The 19,072-nt window shown below is 67.5% G+C and carries 22 protein-coding genes; 19 read left to right on the top strand and 3 right to left on the bottom strand.

The features are described from left to right. Position 1: 1 nt before the first annotated feature. Complete coding sequence (locus EXE63_RS05790; protein WP_168141180.1) at positions 2-226, bottom strand: MbtH family protein; 225 nt, start codon at positions 224-226, stop codon at positions 2-4. Between the two features lie 553 nt (positions 227-779). On the opposite strand from EXE63_RS05790, the gene EXE63_RS05795 reads away from it, so the two are divergent. From EXE63_RS05795 to EXE63_RS05835, 9 genes are all read left to right on the top strand, one after another. After that, on the top strand, positions 780-1,223 hold the full coding sequence (locus EXE63_RS05795; RefSeq protein WP_168141181.1) for a DUF3887 domain-containing protein: 444 nt from the start codon (positions 780-782) through the stop codon (positions 1,221-1,223). Between the two features lie 99 nt (positions 1,224-1,322). After that, entirely contained in the window at positions 1,323-2,414 is a 1,092-nt protein-coding gene (locus EXE63_RS05800; RefSeq protein WP_168141182.1) for a homogentisate 1,2-dioxygenase, read from the top strand. A gap of 2 nt (positions 2,415-2,416) precedes the next feature. Next, complete coding sequence (locus tag EXE63_RS05805) at positions 2,417-3,607, top strand: alpha/beta hydrolase family protein (RefSeq protein ID WP_168141183.1); 1,191 nt, start codon at positions 2,417-2,419, stop codon at positions 3,605-3,607. Beyond that, positions 3,604-4,824 (top strand): CaiB/BaiF CoA transferase family protein, encoded by a 1,221-nt coding sequence (locus EXE63_RS05810; RefSeq protein ID WP_168141184.1) that lies wholly within the window; start codon positions 3,604-3,606, stop codon positions 4,822-4,824. The genes EXE63_RS05805 and EXE63_RS05810 overlap by 4 nt, the downstream gene beginning before the upstream one ends. Continuing rightward, positions 4,821-5,759 carry a hydroxymethylglutaryl-CoA lyase gene (locus EXE63_RS05815; RefSeq protein ID WP_168141185.1) on the top strand — a complete coding sequence of 313 codons (939 nt, stop codon included), beginning with the start codon at positions 4,821-4,823 and terminating at the stop codon, positions 5,757-5,759. The genes EXE63_RS05810 and EXE63_RS05815 overlap by 4 nt, the downstream gene beginning before the upstream one ends. A gap of 1 nt (position 5,760) precedes the next feature. Further along, positions 5,761-6,375 carry a TetR/AcrR family transcriptional regulator gene (locus tag EXE63_RS05820; protein WP_105363563.1) on the top strand — a complete coding sequence of 205 codons (615 nt, stop codon included), beginning with the start codon at positions 5,761-5,763 and terminating at the stop codon, positions 6,373-6,375. Between the two features lie 19 nt (positions 6,376-6,394). Further along, complete coding sequence (locus EXE63_RS05825) at positions 6,395-7,633, top strand: acyl-CoA dehydrogenase family protein (RefSeq protein ID WP_168141186.1); 1,239 nt, start codon at positions 6,395-6,397, stop codon at positions 7,631-7,633. Beyond that, the gene (locus EXE63_RS05830) at positions 7,630-8,622 is read left to right on the top strand and encodes a phosphotransferase family protein (protein ID WP_168141187.1); all 993 of its coding nucleotides are present in this window, start codon (positions 7,630-7,632) and stop codon (positions 8,620-8,622) included. Before EXE63_RS05825 ends, EXE63_RS05830 begins: the two co-directional genes overlap by 4 nt. After that, entirely contained in the window at positions 8,619-8,957 is a 339-nt protein-coding gene (locus EXE63_RS05835) for a DUF6285 domain-containing protein (RefSeq protein WP_168141188.1), read from the top strand. The genes EXE63_RS05830 and EXE63_RS05835 overlap by 4 nt, the downstream gene beginning before the upstream one ends. Position 8,958: 1 nt before the next feature. Here the strand turns inward: EXE63_RS05835 and EXE63_RS05840 are convergent, their stop codons facing one another. Beyond that, complete coding sequence (locus EXE63_RS05840) at positions 8,959-9,318, bottom strand: SPX domain-containing protein (RefSeq protein WP_168141189.1); 360 nt, start codon at positions 9,316-9,318, stop codon at positions 8,959-8,961. A gap of 45 nt (positions 9,319-9,363) precedes the next feature. Continuing rightward, positions 9,364-9,978 carry a class I SAM-dependent methyltransferase gene (locus EXE63_RS05845; RefSeq protein WP_168141190.1) on the bottom strand — a complete coding sequence of 205 codons (615 nt, stop codon included), beginning with the start codon at positions 9,976-9,978 and terminating at the stop codon, positions 9,364-9,366. Between the two features lie 86 nt (positions 9,979-10,064). Between EXE63_RS05845 and EXE63_RS05850 the strand changes: the two genes are divergently transcribed. From EXE63_RS05850 to EXE63_RS05895, 10 genes are all read left to right on the top strand, one after another. After that, positions 10,065-10,436: a nuclear transport factor 2 family protein gene (locus tag EXE63_RS05850; protein ID WP_168141191.1), complete on the top strand. Its 372-nt coding sequence runs from the start codon at positions 10,065-10,067 to the stop codon at positions 10,434-10,436. Positions 10,437-10,446: 10 nt separating this feature from the next. Further along, complete coding sequence (locus EXE63_RS05855) at positions 10,447-10,959, top strand: YceI family protein (protein ID WP_168141192.1); 513 nt, start codon at positions 10,447-10,449, stop codon at positions 10,957-10,959. A 10-nt stretch (positions 10,960-10,969) separates the two neighbouring features. Further along, positions 10,970-11,368 carry an Rv3143 family two-component system response regulator gene (locus EXE63_RS05860; RefSeq protein WP_168141193.1) on the top strand — a complete coding sequence of 133 codons (399 nt, stop codon included), beginning with the start codon at positions 10,970-10,972 and terminating at the stop codon, positions 11,366-11,368. A gap of 183 nt (positions 11,369-11,551) precedes the next feature. Next, positions 11,552-11,926 carry an NADH-quinone oxidoreductase subunit A gene (locus EXE63_RS05865; RefSeq protein ID WP_168141194.1) on the top strand — a complete coding sequence of 125 codons (375 nt, stop codon included), beginning with the start codon at positions 11,552-11,554 and terminating at the stop codon, positions 11,924-11,926. Continuing rightward, positions 11,917-12,474, top strand: a complete 558-nt coding sequence (locus EXE63_RS05870; protein WP_057167587.1) for a NuoB/complex I 20 kDa subunit family protein — start codon at positions 11,917-11,919, stop codon at positions 12,472-12,474. The genes EXE63_RS05865 and EXE63_RS05870 overlap by 10 nt, the downstream gene beginning before the upstream one ends. Continuing rightward, positions 12,471-13,157, top strand: coding sequence for an NADH-quinone oxidoreductase subunit C (locus EXE63_RS05875; protein ID WP_168141195.1), 687 nt, complete (start codon positions 12,471-12,473; stop codon positions 13,155-13,157). The genes EXE63_RS05870 and EXE63_RS05875 overlap by 4 nt, the downstream gene beginning before the upstream one ends. Further along, the gene (nuoD, locus tag EXE63_RS05880; RefSeq protein WP_168141196.1) at positions 13,157-14,458 is read left to right on the top strand and encodes an NADH dehydrogenase (quinone) subunit D; all 1,302 of its coding nucleotides are present in this window, start codon (positions 13,157-13,159) and stop codon (positions 14,456-14,458) included. Before EXE63_RS05875 ends, nuoD begins: the two co-directional genes overlap by 1 nt. Next, positions 14,455-15,300, top strand: coding sequence for an NADH-quinone oxidoreductase subunit NuoE (gene nuoE / locus EXE63_RS05885; protein ID WP_168141197.1), 846 nt, complete (start codon positions 14,455-14,457; stop codon positions 15,298-15,300). The genes nuoD and nuoE overlap by 4 nt, the downstream gene beginning before the upstream one ends. Next, the gene (nuoF, locus tag EXE63_RS05890; RefSeq protein WP_168141198.1) at positions 15,297-16,589 is read left to right on the top strand and encodes an NADH-quinone oxidoreductase subunit NuoF; all 1,293 of its coding nucleotides are present in this window, start codon (positions 15,297-15,299) and stop codon (positions 16,587-16,589) included. Before nuoE ends, nuoF begins: the two co-directional genes overlap by 4 nt. Before the next feature lie 97 nt (positions 16,590-16,686). After that, entirely contained in the window at positions 16,687-19,059 is a 2,373-nt protein-coding gene (locus EXE63_RS05895) for an NADH-quinone oxidoreductase subunit G (protein WP_168141199.1), read from the top strand. The last annotated feature ends 13 nt before the right edge of the window (positions 19,060-19,072 follow it).

Consider the following 19,072-nt stretch of genomic DNA (forward strand, 5'->3'; position numbering starts at 1 on the left):
ATCAGCCTGGTTGTTTGGCGGCCAATCGGTCCCGCAGACTCTTGGGCCTGATATCGGTCCATTCCCGTTCGATGAACTCCAGACACGCCGCACGATCGTCCTCACCGAACACCACTCGCCAACCATCGGGGATGTCAGCGAACGTGGGCCAGAGGCTGTGCTGCTCCTCGTCGTTGACCAGCACGACAAAGCGACCCTTTTCGTCGTCGAACGGGTTTGTGCTCACGCGGCCCTCCAAAGCAATTGACGGATAGGACAATTCATCGGTGTGGATCGTGTTCCCGCCCCGGCGCCGGCATTCGCGCGCCCGGCCGGAGACTTCCCTGGGCGCGCCGAGGCGTGCCGGTTCAGCAGTTCAGAGCCGCTTGCCCGTGGCCTGTTCACGTTGCCGGGCTTGGCCGCATCGGGGTGACCCCTGGGAGATTCCATGAGGAGTGGGGTGAGAAGACCCGCAATCGCCAAAGCTACAACTACTTTCTCCGTCAAACAGGGCGCCAATGACCGGTCGGTGGCCGACGCGGATTCCGCTGGCGCGGCATTCCGATGCACATCGCTTTGGCAACCTTCCGAGCCCGAGCCTACACAATCTCACAAAGCCATCGAACACTGTCAATACGCACGGCGAAGGCGGCAAGAAGATCTCGCTATGGAATTTACCTGTGCGAAAATTACTGTGCTGCAGCCGAATGCGCGCACTTTTGCAGAAGCGCACTATCCGCGCACCGATCATGTTGACGATTCGATCGAATAAATGACCCCAGGGGCCTATCCTGACCCCCGTGCGCCCAGCAAATACCCGCCATCCTCGACAATCGGACACCGCGCGACCGCTGGCCGCCATCATGGCGGTCCTCCTCGGTGCGGGCGCTTTGACGCTGGGAGCGCCGACGGCGGCCGCGGAGGTCCCGCCGGATCAGGTCGCGCTGTCCACCCTCGACGAGATCGTCCGCGGCGACTATCCGGCCGCAGCCGCCGACTTCAATCCGACGATGCAGTCACTGCTGCCCACGCAGGCATTGCAGCAGTCCTGGGATCTGTATCAGCAGGTGTTCGGCGCCTACCAATCGCACGGCGTGCCGGAGAACATCCAGCGCGGTGACGTGACGGTGGTCAACGTGCCCCTGCAGATGACCCGCAGGCCGGGGCAGTTCCGGCTGACGGTGCAACCCGACGGGTCGGTGGCAAGCCTGACATTCCTCAAGGAAGGCGTTCCGGTCCCCTAGATCGCTCGGGCGTGGCGGCAGGTCCTCGGCCTTGCACCTCGGCAGAACAAAAAGTAAAGTCACTTTCAGTTTTGCTGACCGGATCTGCCGAGGAGCGTCATGGAATCCTTCGTTCACCTGCGAAAAGGCAAGACGCCCAAACGCGTGCACGCCGACCTCGACGGACTCAAGGACGACGAGTTGGGGCGCGGCGGCTTCGTCGGCCGGACCGCGAACATGTACCGGCGCAACGACCCCACCGCGTACCGCACCGTCGGGCCACTGCGCCCCACCGATGTGCTGTCCTCGGAGCTGAAGCCCAGCGATGCCACCGACGCGCGCGGCGGCCCGCTGCTGATGTTCTCCAACGACGACTGCCTGGTCCTGCTGTCCCGGCGGACCGAGGAGATGCCGTTCTTCGTCCGCTACGTCGACGGGGACCTGCTGATCTTCGTGCACAAGGGCGCAGGGCTGCTGGAGACCGAGTTCGGTCCGGTGCGCTACCGCGAGGGCGACTGGGTCTACCTCCCCAAGGCCTGCACGTTCCGCCAGGTGCCCGACGCTGAGAGCACATTCCTCATGATCCAGGCCACCGACGACTTCCGGGTGCCCCCGGCGGGAATCCTGGGCCGGCACTTCCCGTTCGACCCGGCCCAGGTGACGATCCCGGAACCGGCGCCCAGCAATGATGACGGCAGGGCCGAATACGAGGTACGCCTCATCCACGAGGGCGGCCCCACATCGCTGTTCTATCAACACAATCCGCTCGATGTCGAGGGCTGGCGCGGGGACAACTTCCCATTCACCTTCAACATCGAGGACTACACCGTCATCACCTCCGAAAGCGTGCACCTGCCGCCGACGGTGCACCTGTTCATGCAGGCCACCGGCGTCTACGTGATGAACTTCCTGCCCAAGCCCGCCGAGAGTGTCCCCGGCACCGAGCGCACGCCGTGGTATCACCGCAATGTCGACTATGACGAGATCGCCTTCTTCCACTCCGGTTCGCTGTACGGCATCCCGATGCCCCCCGGACTGGTTTCCCATGCGCCGCAAGGGGTTCACCACGGCGCGCCGGAGAAGGCCCGCGAGCGCGCCCGCCGCAAGTTCGACGACTACGACCGGGTGGACTGGTCGGTGATCGCCATCGACACCCGTCGCCGGCTCATCCCCTCCGCCGAAATCCTCGCCAATGATCTGGGGCAACACTAGCCATGACCGCAACCGAAGTACCCGTCAAGTTCGAGTACGAGCGCATCCCGTATCTGGTCGCCTACCAGAACACCTCGAGCGTCCGCGACGTGTACGGCGGCGTCGCCGAACTCGTGGTGCTGGAAAGCTATCTGCTCAAGCCGAAGCACAAGCCCAGCGATACCGTGCTGGTCTTCATGCACCCGATCGGCGGCGGCGCCTATCTGCCGATGATCAACGCGCTGGCCCGCGCCGGGCATCACGTCATCTACTGCAACAGCCGTTTCCGCGGCACCGACTCCGCGCTACTGATGGAGAAGGTCGTCGAGGACCTCGGTGAGTGCATCAAGGACGCCAAGAACCGCCTCGGCTATGACAAGGTGGTGCTGGCCGGGTGGAGCGGCGGCGGCTCGCTGTCGGTGTTCTACCAGCAGCAGGCCCAGCGCCCGACCGTCACCGCCAGCCCGTCCGGCGACGGCCCCGACCTCACCACGCTCGGCCTCATCCCGGCCGACGGCATCATGCTGCTGGCCGCGCACATCAGCCGGCACGGCACCATGACCGAATGGATGGACGCCTCCATCCTCGACGAGAACGACCCGTCCCGGCGGGACCCCGAGCTCGATCTGTACAACCCCGACAACCCGAATCAGCCGCCGTACACCCCGGAGTTCCTGGCGCGCTATCACGAGGCGCAGATCGCGCGGAACCGGCGCATCACCACGTGGGTCAAGGAAAAGTTGGCCGAGCTCAGGGCCGCCGGCCGCCCCGATGATGAATATGCGTTCGTGGTGCACGGCACCATGGCCGATCCGCGTTGGCTGGACCCGACCGTCGATCCGAACGAACGCACCCCGGGCACCTGCTATCTGGGCGATCCTCAGGTGGTGAACAACTCCCCCGTCGGGCTGGCCCGGTTCTGCACGCTGCGCAGCTGGCTGTCGCAATGGAGCTACGACGACGCCAACGGCGACGCCGTCAAGGCCGGCCCCGACATCGCCGTGCCCGCCCTGGTGATCGGCAACCTCGCCGATGACGCCTGCACGCCGAGCCACACCCGCCGCCTGTTCGAGGCGATCGGGCATCCCGACAAGGAGATGCACGAGATCAGCGGCGCCAACCACTACTACTCCGGACCGGACCAGCGCGGCACCCTGCGCCAGGCCGTCGGAGTCTGCACGGATTGGCTGCACCGGCACGGGTTCTCGGTATGAGTGCCGATGCCACCGGGCCGACCGGTGCGCTGGACGGTATCCGGGTCCTGGAGCTGGGCACCCTGATCTCGGGCCCGTTCGCCGGCCGATTGCTCGGCGACATGGGCGCCGAGGTCATCAAGATCGAGCTGCCCGGGACGCCGGATCCACTACGCACCTGGGGACAGGCCGAACTCGACGGCCACCACTTCTTCTGGACCGTGCACGCCCGCAACAAGAAGGCTGTCACCCTCGATCTGCGCACCGACCGCGGTCGGCAGCTGTTCCTTGACCTGGTGGACCGCTCCGACATCATCGTGGAGAACTTCCGGCCCGGCACCCTGGAGAAGTGGAACCTGGGCTACGACGTGCTGCGCGCCCGCAACAAGGGCATCATCCTGGTGCGGGTGTCCGGTTACGGCCAGACCGGCCCGGACGCCGGTAAGGCCGGCTACGCCTCGGTCGCCGAGGCGGCCAGCGGGCTGCGGCACATGAACGGATTCCCCGGCGGCCCGCCACCGCGGCTGGCGTTGTCGCTGGGCGACAGCCTGGCCGGGATGTTCGCCGCGCAGGGTGCGCTGGCCGCGCTGTACCGACGCAGCGTGACCGGCGAAGGACAGATCGTCGACACCGCGCTGACCGAAAGCTGCTTGGCGATCCAGGAATCCACCATCCCCGACTACGACGTCGGCGGCGTGATCCGCGGGCCGTCGGGCACCCGGCTGGATGGTATCGCCCCGTCCAACATCTATCAGAGCGCCAACGGCAGCTGGGTGGTGATCGCGGCCAACCAGGACACGGTGTTCCGCAGGCTGTGCTCTGCGATGGGCCTGCCGGAGCTGGCAGGCGATGACCGGTTCGCCAACCATGTTGCGCGCGGCCGCCACCAGGACGAGCTCGACAAGATCATCGGTGACTGGGCGGCCGGGCGTCAGCCCGACGACATCATCGCCACGCTGTCGGAGGCCGGCGTGATCAGCGGCCCGATCAACACCGTGGCCGAGGTGGTCAACGACCCGCAGCTGCAGGCCCGCGGGATGATCGCCGACCACTGGGATGAAAGGGTCGAACGCAATGTCAAGGGGCCCGGTGTCATTCCGGTGCTCTCGGTGACGCCGGGCAGCGTGCGCAGCGCCGGTTCGGCGCGACCCGGGCAGCACAATGACGAGGTGTACTCGGGGCTGCTCGGCCTGAGCGCCGAGGAACTGACGACGCTGCGAGAGCAGGGGGTGCTATGACGGCGGCAGGCCGGAGCGAAGCGACCGGGGGATCGAACGTGCCGAAAAAGGTTGCTATCCGCGAGGTTTGCCTGCGCGACGGTCTGCAGATCGAGGCGCCCATCCCGCTGGCCGCCAAGATCGGGATCCTGGAGGCGATCGTGGCCACCGGGGTCCGTGAGGTGGAGGCCACCGCCTTCGTTTCGCCGTCGAAGGTGCCGGCCCTGGCCGATGCCGCCGAACTCGCGGCCGAGCTCTATCGCTTTCCTGATGTCGAGTTCTCCGCGCTGGTGGCCAGCCCGAACGGCGCCAAACGCGCCATCGCCGCCGGTCTGACCTCGATCGAGTACGTGGTGTCGGCGTCGGATGCGCACAGCCGCGCCAACGTCGGCCGTGACGCGGGCCAGGCGACGGCGGCCATCGCCGACGTGACCCGCATCGCCCATGATCACGACGCGACCGTCGAGGTCATCATCGCGACCGCCTGGGACTGCCCGTTCGACGGCCCGACGGATCCCCGCCGGGTGATCGAGATCGCTTCGGCGGCAGCCGAACTCGGTGTCGACCGGATCGCCATCGCCGATACCATCGGGACCACCACTCCGCACCGGGTCAGCACACTGATCGAGCGGGTCCGCCCGGTGATCGGCGATCTGCCGCTGGGGGCGCACTTCCACAACACCCGCGGTGCCGGGCTGGCCAGCGCGTATGCCGCCGTACAGTCCGGGGTGACCCGGCTGGACGCCTCCGTCGGCGGCCTGGGCGGGTGCCCGTTCGCCCCGGGAGCCAGCGGCAACATCGCCACAGAAGATCTGGTGTACCTGTTGCGCGACAGCGGTATCGAAGTCGACGTGGACCTCGAGTCCGCCATCGCAGCGGCTCGGGTCGCACAGGAGGCCGTCGGGCACGAGCTGCCCAGCGCGTTGCTGCGCGCCGGTGATCGCATCCTGGCCTGATATGACACCCGCCGAATCGCTGACCGCCAAGGGCCGCCAGACCCGCGAAGCCATCGAGCTGGCCGCCCGGAAACTGTTCGCCGAACGCGGCTTTCATGGCACCACCCTGGCCGATATCACCTCCGCGGCCGGGAAGTCCTCGGCGGTGTTCTACCGGTATTTCGACGACAAGGAAGATCTGCTGGCCTCGCTGGCCGAGTCGTTCCTGCACGATATCGTCGAGCCGTCCGGGTCGCGGGTACCGCTGCCGGATACTCCGCAGGACAGCGAGTACTTCACCACGGTGGTGACCGGGTACTGGAATCTGTTCCGGCAGAACATCGGCATCATGATCGCCGTCGCTCAACTCGGGGCCACCCAGCCGCGTTTCGCGCAGGTTCAGCACGAGTTCCGGCGGTTCGGTATGGACATGGTCGCCGGGTCGGTGCGCCGGGCCCGTGAGCAGGGCTATGCACAGGACCTCGATCCCGAACACATCGCCGCCGCGATTGCGCTGCTGTTCGAGAACTTCACCGTCGTCGTGGTGGGCAACCCCGGCTCCGAGCTGCAGATCAGTGACGCCGATGCCATCAAGACGCTGTCGACGATCTGGAAGAAGACGCTGTACGGCCATTGAGCCAGAAGGAGAGATCACCGTGGATTTCGCTTTACCCGAGCACCTTCCAGGCCTGCTGGCCGAGATGGACGCCTTCATCGAGGCTGAGATCAAGCCGCTGGAACGTGAGAACATGCAGTACTTCGACCGGCGTCGCGAGTTCGCCCGGACGGATCTGGACAACGGCGGCGTGCCGACCCGCGAATGGGAGGACCTGCTCGACGAGATGCGGCGGCGCGCCGATGCCGCCGGGTGGCTGCGGTACGGGCTACCGGAGGAGTTCGGTGGTCGCGGCGGATCGAACCTGGACATGGCGGTGATCCGGGAGCACCTGGCGCACAAGGGGCTCGGGCTGCACAACGATCTGCAGGACGAGTCGTCGATCGTCGGTAACTTCCCGCAGGTCATCATGATGAGCAGGTTCGGCACCGATGCCCAGAAGAAGGACTGGGTCGAGGCGATGCTCACCGGCGAGCGCTCGATGGCGTTCGGGCTCACCGAACCCAACCACGGCAGCGACGCCACCTGGATGGAGACCACCGCGGTCCGCGACGGCGACGACTGGGTGATCAACGGCGCCAAGCGCTGGAACACCGGCGTGCACCGCGCCACCCATGACCTGGTCTTCGCCCGCACCTCTGGTCAGGACGGCTCAGCGGTCGGGATCACCGCATTCCTGGTGCCCACCGACACCCCGGGATTCACCGTCCCGTACTACTGGTGGACCTTCAACATGCCCAGCGACCATGGTGAGGTCGAGCTCAAGGACGTCCGGGTGCCCGCCGACGCGGTGCTCGGCGAGGTCGACCACGGACTCGAGGTCGGCCAGACCTTCCTGCACGAGAACAGGATTCGGCAGGCCGCCAGTAGCCTGGGGGCGGCGCAATACTGCATCGACCGGGCCGCACAGTATGCCGGGGACCGGATCGTGTTCGGCAAGCCGTTGTCGGTCAACCAGGCCGTACAGTGGCCGCTGGCCGAGTTGCAGACCGAGGCCCAGATGGTGCGGCTGCTGGTGTACTACGCCGCCTGGCACCTGGATCGCGATCACCACATGGAGGTCTCGGACAAGGTGTCGATGGCCAACTACCGGGCCAACCGGCTGGTGTGTGAGGCCGCCGACCGGGCGATGCAGATCCACGGCGGTGTCGGCTACAGCCGTCATGAACCGTTCGAGCACATCTATCGGCACCACCGCCGGTACCGGATCACCGAGGGCGCCGAGGAGATACAGATCCGCCGGGTCGCGCAGCGCATGCTGAAGTTCGGCCGCAAGTGACCGAGCCCGCCGCCCTCGCCGGCGTTCTGGCGCCCGCGCTCGGGGAGGTCACGGTCGCCAATCTGCGGGTGCTCACCGGTGGAGCCAGCCGTGCCACCTGGGCCTTCGATGCGCAGACGGCGGCCGGCGTGCGCGCCCTGATCCTGCGCACCGGTCCACCCGATGACGTGCACGCCAGCATGGAGTTGGAGGCCGCCGCCCTGCGCCGGGCCGCCACCACCGGGGCCCCGGTGCCGGAGATCATTGCCGCCGACAACTCCCCTGCCGCCCTGGGTAATCCGTATCTGATCTGTGATTTCATCGGCGGCGAGACCATCGTCCGCAAGATCCAACGCACCCTCGACGCCACGACACGGGCGCGTCTGCTGCGGCAATGCGCGCAGGCGCTGGCGGCGATCCACCGGGCCGACCCGGTCGGCATCGGGCTGCCGACCTCGGACCCGCTGGCCGAATGGCGCCATCAGCTCGACGAGATGGGTGACACCACAGCCACATTCGAGTGGGCCTTCCGGTGGCTGGAACTGCATCGGCCGCAGCCGACCCCGTCGGTGCTGGTGCACGGCGACTTCCGGATGGGCAACCTGATCGTCGACGACACCGGCCTGGCGGCGGTGCTCGACTGGGAACTGACCCATATCGGCGAGGCGCTCGATGATCTGGCCTGGTTCTGCATCCGGGCCTGGCGCTTCGGCGCGCCGGCATCGCTGGGTGCCGGCGGGCTCGGCAGCATCGAAGATTTCGTTGCCGCCTACGAACAGGCGGGCGGCCTGCCGGTCGACCGCGCCGCGCTGCGCTGGTGGCTGGTCGCGGCCACCCTGCGCTGGGGTGTCATCTGCCGCTACCAGTACGAACGGCACCGCAGCGGGCTGACCCGCTCGGTCGAGTTGGCCGCCATCGGGCGACGAGTGTGCGAGACCGAGTACGACCTGCTCGACCTGCTGGAGGCCGGCGGGCTGGAGCGTAGCGACCGGGGAATGGACACAGCGTGACGGACCTGCACTACAAGCCGACCGCCGCCGAGCTCGTTGCCGCCGTCGCCGAGTTCCTGGAGGGCGAGGTGCGCGACGCGACATCCGGGGCGGTGAACTTCCACGCCCGGGTCGCGGCGAATGTGTTGCGCACCGTGGAACGCGAGCTGCTCGATGACACCGCCGATGCACCGCGGGCTGCGCTGTCATCGCTGGGTTTCGAGGATGAGGCCGCGCTGGCGGCCGCCGTCCGGGCCGGGGACTTCGATGGCCGCGACGACGAGGTGTTACCCGCGCTGCGGGCGCTGGTGGCGCACCGGCTGCGGGTCGCGCACCCCGGCTACGAGGAGGCGTGAGCTAGCCGTGCCGACGATCGTCGATGACCGTCTGGATCAACTCGACGATCTGTTGCTGGCCGGCGGCCGCCGCGTCGAACCGCCCTCGCATCTCCGCGAAGCCGCGGTCAATCTGGTCGAACCTGCCGTCCACGTATCCGCGCAGGTCGAGGAGGTCCTCGCGGGTGGCGTTGAAGGACGCGACAGTAGCTTGCTTGAATTCGCGGATCTCAGTCGTGATCTCGGATACGTCCCGGTCGGCACCGCCGGCGAGCACTCGCGCAGCCGCCGCATCGCGCTCGGTGGAACCAACGCGTCCCTTCAAGTCGCGCACCTGCTCCTCCAGAGCGGATACCCGTTTTTCAAGCTCGTCGGACGCCACGTACGAAGAATACCGCCGCAACCACGACCGTCGCGGCGCCAGTTCTCACACCCGGCGCACCCGCGCCAGCCAGGCCGGCTCGTCGACCACCGTGCCTGCCGGCAACCCGAGCAGGTCGGCGTGCGCCTGCCCCACCACACCGCGGTAGGTCGTGGTCTCCAGCGCCTCCAGGTCCCAGCCCTCGGCGAACGCCGACCGGATCACCTGCTCGCTGACCTGGGGACCGAACCCGCGACCGGCGTCGGACAGCGCCAGCACGTGGACGTATCCCGCGGGCCGACAAACGCGGCGCAAGCTCTCGATGTAACGCGCCCGGTCGGCATCGTCGAAGATGTGGAACAGCGCGCTGTCCAGAACCGTCGCATACGGCGCCACCGCTTCGAGGTCGAAGGCGTCACCGATCTTGAAGCGCGCATCCACCCCGCGGGCGGTCGCGTTCGCGCGGGCCTGCGCGATGGCATGCGGTGCGAAGTCGATGCCGACCACGTCATAACCCAACCGGGTCAGCAGGATGGTGTGCTCCCCCAGGCCGCATCCGATGTCGAGGACCGGACTGCGCAACAGACCCGTCCTTTCCAGGGCCACCACCGTGGGTTGTGGTTCACCGATCACCCAAGGCGCAGTGTGTGTTTCATAAGCGGTATCGAAGCGTTCCCTCATGTCCGCCAGTGTCCGACCTGAACTACGGTTGAGGTCAACCCCTGAGACGAGCGAAGCGACGGGGCACAATCCAGAAGGAAGAAACAATGACCGTTGATGTGGCGAACCGCTTGTTCGACGCGATCGAACGCGGCGCCTACGCCGATATCGAGGCGCTGTGGGCCGACGATGTCGCGGTCTGGCACAGCGGCGACCCGGCCGACAATGACCGCGAGCCGGCGCTGAAGGTGATCCGCTGGTTCCTCCGGATCACCACGACACGCCGCTACGAGATCCTCGATCGACAGTTCTTCGACGGCGGGTTCGTCCAGCAGCACGTCCTGCACGCCGACGCCACCCATGGTGCTTCCATCCATTTACGGGTATGCATCGTGATCAAGGTGGGAGCTGACGGCCGCATCACCAGGATCGACGAGTACTTCGACCCGGCCGATATGGCTCCCCTGCTGACGAGCTGAGGAGAACACCATGGACCCGCTGGACTGGATCGGCACCTGGCGGCTGGATCCCACGCGCACGGAGCTGGCTTTCCACAGCCCGACGTTCTGGGGTTTCGCCCACGTCAAAGGCGTGTTCACCGATATCGAAGGCTCGGCTGAGGCGGTCGCGGACGGCAATGTCACCGGCCGTCTCACCATTGCCGCGGCATCGGTGAACACCGGGATCGGCCGCCGCGACACGCACCTGCGCTCCGCGGACTTCTTCGATGTCGAGCGCTTCCCGCTCATCGAGGTGACCGTGGAATCCGCGGAGGTCACCGGCGCTTCCTGGGTCACCCTGAGCATCGTGGTGCGGGTCAAGGGCCGCGAACAGGAACTCGATCTCCCGGTGCATGTCCGTGACGCCGCCGGCGGCGAGGTCCAACTGCAGACCACCACGACGCTCAATCGCCAGACTTTCGGGGTCGACGGCGACCTGCTCGGGATGATGGGTGACGCTGTCAACATCGAAGCCGCCGCGGTTTTCGTCAAGCAGTCGTAGCATCGGCCTTGTGGCCGACACCGACGCCCAGCTCCGGATCCTGGTCTACAGCTCCAACAACCGCACCCGCGATCAGGTGCGCTCGGCACTCGGCCGGCGCATCCACCCCGATCTGCCCGAGCTGAGCTACCTCGACGTTGCGACCGCGCCGGTCGTCGTCGAACAGGTCGCCGCGGGTGGGTTCGATCTGCTGATTCTGGACGGCGAGGCCGCCCCGGCGGGCGGGCTGGGATTGGCCAAACAACTCAAGGACGAGGTCGAGGTCTGCCCGCCGATCCTGGTACTGACCGGACGGCCCGACGACGCTTGGCTGGCCTCCTGGTCACGCGCCGAAGCAGCCGTGTCACATCCGATCGACCCGATCCGCCTGGGTGAGGCCGTCGCCCATCTGCTGCGCAACCCTGCCTGAGTTCCAGCACGAAACAGCCTGCGGCCGTTGGTTCTTCACCACTCTCTGCGATGAGAGCGGGCAGCCGAGCTATTGCAGTCGATACTAACGAAAATGCGCCGCCTCAACCGTTAACGCGACTAAGCTGTGTCCTAGCTCACATCGACAGTCCAACGGGAGAGCGACACAAAGGTTGACACAGGCATGAACGTCTACACACCCATCCTGGTGCTCGGGGCGATCGCTGCCCTGTTCGCGATCGGGTCGGTGGGCATCGCCACGTTCATCGGTCCGCGCCGCTACAACCGGGCCAAGCTCGAAGCCTACGAATGCGGGATCGAACCGCTGCTGCCTGCCGACGATGCGAAGCTCGCCACCGGCCAGCGGTTCCCGGTCAAGTACTACCTGACCGCAATGCTGTTCATCATCTTCGATATCGAGATCGTGTTTCTGTACCCGTGGGCGGTGTCCTTCGACTCGCTGGGCCTGTTCGCCGCCATCGCCATGATGCTCTTCCTGTTCAACGTCTCGGTGGCATACGCATACGAGTGGCGCCGAGGAGGCCTGGCATGGGACTAGAGGAACAACTGCCGGGCGGCATTCTGCTGTCCACCGTGGAGAAGGTCGCCGGCTACGTCCGGAAGGGTTCACTGTGGCCGGCCACCTTCGGGCTGGCGTGCTGCGCCATCGAGATGATGGCGACGGCAGGCCCGCGCTTCGACATCTCCCGGTTCGGGATGGAGCGGTTCTCCGCCACACCTCGACAAGCAGATCTGATGATCGTCGCCGGCCGGGTCAGCCAGAAGATGGCTCCGGTACTGCGACAGGTCTACGACCAGATGGCAGAACCGAAATGGGTACTGGCGATGGGGGTCTGCGCGTCCTCGGGCGGCATGTTCAACAACTACGCGGTGGTGCAGGGCGTCGACCACGTGGTACCGGTGGACATCTACCTGCCCGGCTGCCCGCCGCGGCCGGAGATGCTGCTGAACGCAATCCTGAAGCTGCACGCCAAGATTGCCGAGATGCCACTCGGGGTCAACCGGGCCGAGGCCGTCGCCGCCGCCGAACAGGCCGCGCTGGCATCACCGACAACCCTCGAACTGACCGGATTGTTGCGCTCATGACGGACAAACCCGAGCCGCGGGATAGGGACGTGGAGGTCATCGGCACCCGCCGCGGCATGTTCGGCGTCACCGGCAGCGGTGACACCTCCGGCTACGGGCGGCTCGTGCGTGAGGTCGCACTTCCGGGCAGTTCACCGCGCCCCTACGGCGGCTACTTCGACGAGGTGGTGGATGCGCTGATCGCCGGTCTGGGGCCGGACCAGTTCAGCGCCGCCGTCGAGCGCGTCGTGGTGTTCCGCGACGAGCTGACACTCGAGGTCCGACGTGAGCATCTGCCGGTGGTGGCCCAGGCCCTGCGCGACGATCCCGCGCTGAGATTCGAGCTCTGTCTGGGCGTTTCAGGTGTGCACTATCCGCAGGAGCGGGACCGCGAGTTGCACGCCGTATACCCGCTGATGTCGATCACGCACAACCGCAGGATTCGGGTCGAGGTCGCCGCCCCGGACACCGATCCGCACATCCCGACACTGTTCCCGGTCTATCCGACCACCGACTGGCATGAGCGGGAGACCTACGACTTCTTCGGGATCATCTTCGACGGACACCCGTCGCTGACCCGCATCGAGATGCCCGACGATTGGGTCGGGCATCCGCAACGCAAGGACTACCCGTTGGGCGGCATCCCCGTGGAGTACCACGGAGCGCAGATACCGCCGCCCGACGAGCGGAGGTCATACAACTGATGTCAGTGGAGAGCACTCCGCCCGTGGTCATGGTCGGCGGCCAGGACTGGGATGCGGTGGTCGCCGCCGCACGCGAACACGCCGGCGAACGCATCGTCGTCAACATGGGTCCGCAGCACCCGTCCACACACGGCGTGCTGCGGCTGATCCTGGAGATCGAAGGCGAGACCATCACCGAGGCCCGGTGCGGAATCGGCTATCTGCACACCGGGATCGAGAAGAATCTGGAGTACCGCAACTGGACCCAGGGCGTCACCTTCGTGACCCGGATGGACTACCTGTCCCCGTTCTTCAACGAGACCGCCTACTGCCTGGGCGTGGAGAAGCTGCTCGGCGTCACCGACGACATCCCCGAACGCGCCAGCGTGATCCGGGTGCTGCTGATGGAGCTCAACCGGATCTCCAGCCACCTGGTCGCACTGGCGACCGGCGGTATGGAACTGGGCGCGATGTCGGCCATGTTCTTCGGATTCCGCGAGCGCGAGACCATCCTCAGCATGTTCGAGACCATCACCGGGCTGCGGATGAACCACGCCTTCATCCGCCCCGGCGGGCTGGCCGCCGATCTGCCCGACGAAGCCCTGCCCCAGTTGCGCGAACTGCTCACGACGCTGCCGGAGGGGCTGCGCGACCTGGAGAAGCTGCTGCGGGAGAACTACATCTGGAAGGCCCGCACGCAGGGCATCGGGTACCTGGATCTGACCGGGTGCATGGCGCTCGGCATCACCGGACCGGTGCTGCGCTCCACCGGCCTGCCGCACGACCTGCGCCGCGCCCAGCCCTACTGCGGTTATGAAACCTACGACTTCGAGGTGTGCACGGATGACGGCTGTGATGCCTACGGCCGCTATCTGATTCGCGTCGACGAGATGAAGGAATCGCTGAAGATCGTCGAGCAGTGCGTCTCCCGGTTGAAGCCCGGGCCGGTGATGCTGACCGACAAGAAGCTGGCCTGGCCGGCCGACCTCAAGATCGGCCCGGACGGGCTGGGCAACTCCGCAGAGCACATCGCGAAGATCATGGGCTCCTCGATGGAGGCCCTCATCCATCACTTCAAGCTGGTCACCGAGGGTATCCGGGTGCCGGCCGGTCAGGTGTACGTGGCCGTGGAGTCACCGCGCGGTGAGCTCGGCGTGCACATGGTCAGCGACGGCGGCACCCGCCCGTACCGCGTGCACTACCGCGACCCCTCGTTCACCAATCTTCAGGCGGTGGCCGCCATGTGCGAGGGCGGCATGGTCGCCGACGCGATATCCGCGGTGGCCTCGATCGACCCGGTGATGGGAGGCGTAGACAGGTGACGACCATCGATCTCCAGCTGGGGCAACGTCCGGATGAATCCGGACCCCCGATCAGCGCTGGGCCCCAGCACTATTCGGACGAGGTGACCGAACGACTGGTCGCAGATGCCGAGCAGATCATCGCCCGCTACCCGGTGGCACGGTCGGCACTGCTGCCGCTGCTGCACCTGGTGCAGGCCCAGGACGGTTATCTGACCCCGGCCGGAGTCGGATTCTGCGCCGCACAACTCGGTCTCACCCCCGCCGAGGTCACCGCCGTCGCCACGTTCTACTCGATGTACCGGCGCACCCCGACCGGGGACTACCTCGTCGGGGTCTGCACCAACACGTTGTGCGCGGTCATGGGCGGCGATGCCATTCTCGAGGTGCTGCAGGATCATCTCGGCATCCAGGCCGGGCAGAGCACCGCGGACGGTGCGGTCACGCTGGAACACATCGAATGCAACGCCGCCTGCGACTACGCCCCGGTGGTGATGGTGAACTGGGAGTTCTTCGACAACCAGACCCCGGCCTCGGCACGGGATCTCGTCGACGATCTGCGCTCGGGCGCGCCGGTCACGCCCACGCGCGGGGCGCCGATGTGCACCTTCACACAGACGGCCCGCATCCTCGCCGGCTTCCCCGATGAACGACCCGGTGCGAACGACGCGACACCCGGCGAAGCCACGCTCGCGGGCCTGAAGGTGGCCCACGAACACGGCATGACCGCTCCCGCGGTCGGCGAAAGCGGCTCCACCGCAGGCGGTCCCGATGACGAACGGATCACCGAGGAGACCGCTCGCGACCAGCCGGCACCCGCACCGTCGGCCGACCTGCCACCGAAGAACGGGGGTCGACCGTGACCCTCGCACCCGTTCTGAGCAAGCACTGGGACCAGCCGTCGTCCTGGACGCTGGACTCCTACCGGCGCCACGGCGGATACCAGGCGCTGACGAAGGCGCTCACCATGGCGCCCGATGACGTCATCGCCCTGGTCAAGGAGTCCGGACTGCGCGGCCGGGGCGGGGCGGGATTCCCGACCGGGCAGAAGTGGTCGTTCATCCCGCAGGGCACCGAGGGTGCCGGCGCCAAACCGCACTACCTGGTGATCAACGCCGACGAGTCGGAACCCGGTACGTGCAAGGACATCCCGCTGATGATGTCCTCACCGCACATGCTCATCGAGGGCGCGATCATCGCGGCATACGCGATCCGGGCCCGGTATGCGTTCATCTACCTGCGCGGCGAGGTGGTGCCGGTGCTGCGGCGCCTGCAGGCCGCGGTCGCCGAGGCCTACGATGCGGGCTACCTCGGGTCCGGTGTGGACCTCGTCGTGCACGCCGGTGCGGGCGCCTACATCTGCGGGGAGGAAACCGCACTGCTGGACTCGCTGGAGGGCCGGCGCGGCCAACCCCGCCTGCGCCCACCGTTCCCCGCGGTCGCCGGCCTCTACGCCTGCCCCACCGTGGTCAACAACGTCGAATCCATTGCCAGCGTGCCCGCCGTCGTCGCCGGTGGCGTCGACTGGTTCAAGTCGATGGGCTCGGACAAGTCGCCCGGCTTCACGCTGTACTCGCTGTCGGGTCACGTCACCCGGCCCGGCCAGTACGAGGCCCCGCTGGGCATCACACTGCGGGAGCTGCTCGACTATGCCGGCGGTGTACGGGCCGGACACCAGCTGAAGTTCTGGACCCCGGGGGGCTCGTCGACCCCGCTGCTGGCCGCCGAACACCTCGATGTGCCACTGGATTACGAGGGGGTGGCCGGCGTGGGATCGATGCTGGGCACCAAGGCGCTGCAGATCTTCGACGAGACCACCTGCGTGGTGCGCGCGGTGCGGCGGTGGACGCAGTTCTACGCCCACGAGTCCTGCGGCAAGTGCACACCGTGCCGCGAGGGCACCTACTGGCTGGCCCAGATCTATGAGCGGCTGGAGACCGGCGCAGGCACGAGTGACGACATAGACACACTGCTCGATATCTCCGATGCCATTCTCGGCAAGTCGTTCTGCGCGCTCGGCGACGGGGCGGCCAGCCCGATCATCTCGTCCATCAAGTACTTCCGCGACGAATACCTGGCCCACCTGGGCGGCGGGTGTCCGTTCGACCCCTATGCGTCGACACTGTTCGCCGTCGAAGGAGCGGGCGCATGAGGGTCACTCTCTTCCCGCGGGCAGTCGCAAATGGCCCCTGTTTGGACCATTTTCGGGGCCATTTACGTCTTCACGCGGAGAAATGGGGGGTGCACGCATGACGATTGCCGAACCGGCCAAGGAGACCACCCCCGTCGAGATGGTGGAGCTGACCATCGACGGGCATCAGGTGAGCGTGCCGAAGGGCACCCTGCTGATCCGCGCCGCCGAACTGATGGGCATCCAGATCCCGCGGTTCTGCGATCACCCGCTGCTGGATCCGGTCGGCGCCTGCCGCCAGTGCCTGGTCGAGGTCGAGGGTCAGCGCAAACCACTGGCCTCATGCACGGCCTCGGTCACCCCGGACATGGTGGTGCGCACCCAGCTGACCTCCGAGATCGCCGACAAGGCCCAGCACGGGGTGATGGAACTCCTGTTGATCAACCATCCGCTGGACTGCCCGGTGTGCGACAAGGGCGGCGAATGCCCGCTGCAGAACCAGGCGATGTCCAACGGCCGCAGCGAATCCCGCTTCACCGACGTCAAACGCACCTTCCCCAAGCCGATCCACCTGTCGGCCCAGGTGCTGTTGGACCGCGAACGCTGTGTGCTGTGCGCCCGGTGCACCCGCTTCTCCAACCAGATCGCCGGTGACCCGTTCATCGAGCTGCTGGAACGCGGTGCGCTGCAACAGGTCGGCATCGCCGATGGGGAGGCGTTCGACTCCTACTTCTCCGGCAACACCGTGCAGATCTGCCCGGTCGGCGCCCTCACCGGCACCGCATACCGCTTCCGCGCGCGGCCCTTCGACCTGGTGTCCTCGCCGAGCGTCTGCGAACACTGCGCGTCGGGATGCGCCCAACGCACCGATCATCGGCGCGGAAAGGTGTTGCGGCGACTGGCCGGCGATGACCCGGAGGTCAACGAGGAATGGAACTGCGACAAGGGTCGCTGGGCATTCACCTACGCCCGGGCACATGACCGCATCACGACTCCCCTGGTGCGCGACCCGGACGGCAGCCAGCGTCCCGCGTCGTGGTCGGAGGCGGTGGCGATCGCGGTGCGCGGCCTGACCGCCGCCGCTGGGCGCGCCGGTGTCCTGGTCGGTGGGCGCGCGACCGTGGAAGACGCCTACGGCTACGCCAAGTTCGCCCGGATCATGCTGGACACCAACGATATCGACTTCCGCAGCCGGGCCCACTCGGCGGAGGAAGCGCAGTTCCTGGCCCACGCGGTCGCCGGGCTGCCGCAGTCGGTCAGCTACGCCGATATCGAGTCCGCACCCGCGGTGCTGCTGGCCGGGTTCGAGCCCGAAGAGGAATCCCCGATCGTCTTCCTGCGGCTGCGCAAGGCCTTCCGCAAGCGCGGACTGCCGGTGCTGTCGATCGGTCCGTTCGCGACCCGCGGCCTGCAGAAGATGGGCGGCCGCCACATCCCGGCCGCGCCCGGCGGTGAGGCCGCGGCACTGGACGGTCTGGCAGCCGAGCTGCCGCCCGACGCGCTCATCCTGGTCGGTGAACGCCTGGCCGGCTCCCCCGGGGCCTATACCGCGGCGATCCGGCTGGCCGCCGCGACGGGCGCCCGGCTGGGCTGGATCCCACGCCGCGCCGGTGAGCGCGGTGCGCTGGAAGCCGGTGCCGCACCGCATCTGCTGCCCGGCGGCCGTCCCGTCGAGGACGCCGCCGCCCGCGGTGAGGTGGCGACCGCCTGGAATGTCGAGGAACTACCCGCCCGGCCCGGCCGGGACACCGATGCGATCCTGGCCGCGGCCGCCGCCGGTGACATCCGGGCCCTGCTCATCGGCGGTGTCGAGGTCGACGATCTGCCCGACCCGGAGGCGGCCGTCGCCGCTCTGGACGCGACACCGTTCATCGTCAGCCTGGAACTGCGGCACAGCGCCGTCACCGAACGCGCCGACGTGGTGTTCCCGGTCGCACCGGTCGCCGAAAAGGCGGGCACCTTCGTGAACTGGGAGGGCCGCCACCGTCCGTTCCCGGCGGCGCTACCCCCGGCCGCCACCGCCGATATGCGGGTGCTGGCCGCGCTGGCCGATGAGGTCGGGGTCGATCTCCGGCTGACCGACGCCGCCACCGTGCGCGTCGATATCGAACGGCTGGGCAGCTGGCAGGGCACGCGGGCCACCGCGCCGGCCGTCCCGGCGGCCGAGGCGACGCAGCCCGGGCCCGGTGAGGCCGTGCTGACCGGCTGGCGGATGCTGCTCGACGACGGACGCATGCAGGACGGGGAGCCGCACCTGGCCGGCACCGCCCGTCCCGCGGTGGCCCGGCTGTCCGCGGCGACGGCCGCCGAGATCGGCTGCGCCGACGGCGCTCCGGTGCGCGTGCGCACCGATCGCGGTGCGCTGAGCCTGCCGGTGGCGGTGACCGAGATGCCCGACCGGGTGGTGTGGGTACCGTTGAATTCCGCCGGTTCCGTGCACGGAGTCCTGGGTGCGACGGTCGGCGACACCGTCCGGATCGAGCCGGTATGACGCGGCGAGAAGC

It is taken from the genome of Mycolicibacterium frederiksbergense, assembly GCF_012223425.1.
In the GTDB taxonomy this organism is placed as follows: Bacteria; Actinomycetota; Actinomycetes; order Mycobacteriales; family Mycobacteriaceae; genus Mycobacterium; species Mycobacterium frederiksbergense.